The 770-nt window shown below is 42.2% G+C and carries 1 protein-coding gene and 1 pseudogene; both read left to right on the top strand.

The window, feature by feature from the left end; all coding sequences use genetic code 11:
* The first annotated feature begins 97 nt into the window (after positions 1–97).
* Positions 98–559 carry a helix-turn-helix domain-containing protein gene (locus AC805_RS00135; RefSeq protein WP_055073531.1) on the top strand — a complete coding sequence of 154 codons (462 nt, stop codon included), beginning with the start codon at positions 98–100 and terminating at the stop codon, positions 557–559.
* Positions 556–770 (top strand): annotated as a pseudogene (locus AC805_RS00130) (IS630 family transposase); the annotation flags it as partial. The gene AC805_RS00135 and the pseudogene AC805_RS00130, both read left to right, overlap by 4 nt.

Genomic DNA, 770 nt, shown 5'->3' with positions numbered 1-770 from the left:
GCGCCGCCACTCATCTTTGGGGTTTTATGTCCTAGTAGACAGTCAAAGATAATTTGGCGGGTAAAATAAAGGGACAGAAAATAGTAAGGAAAAAGGTATGTCAGCAAAACGATACAAAGTGACATTAACCGAAGAAGAACGCCAAAAACTAGAACAAATCACTAAAAATGGTAAGTCGGCAGCAGCCAAAATTAACCATGCCCATATTTTGCTAAAAGCCGATGAGAATCAAGAGGAAGGAGGATGGAAAGATCAATCGATTAGTGACATTTTTAACATCAGCATCAGAACCATTGAACGAGTGAGACAAAGATTTGTCGAAGAGGGATTAGACAATGCACTCGTACCCCGTCCACGGCAAACATTGAAACTGAAAAAACTAGACGGAGAAACAGAAGCCCATTTGATTGCGGTAGCTTGCAGTAGTCCACCCGAAGGGCGGAGTCGGTGGACATTAAGATTATTAGCCGACCAAATCGTTACTCTAGGATATGTCGAGAGTATTTCCCATGAAAGTGTGAGAAAGGTGCTAAAAAAAACGAACTTAAGCCTTGGTTGAATGAATCATGGGTGATTCCTCCTGAAGCCAATGCTGAGTTTGTTTGCCAGATGGAGGAAATCCTCGAATTATACACTCTCCCTTATAGCCCTGATTACCCCTTAGTTTGCCTTGATGAAAGCTCAAAGCAATTAATTTCTGAAGTCAGAACACCTATACCCGCAACCACAGGACAAGTCGAACGCTATGACTATGAATATCAACGGGAAGG

This window comes from Pseudanabaena sp. 'Roaring Creek', from assembly GCF_001402795.1.
Lineage (GTDB): Bacteria > Cyanobacteriota > Cyanobacteriia > Pseudanabaenales > Pseudanabaenaceae > Pseudanabaena.
This window is presented reverse-complemented; position numbering and strand designations above follow the sequence as displayed.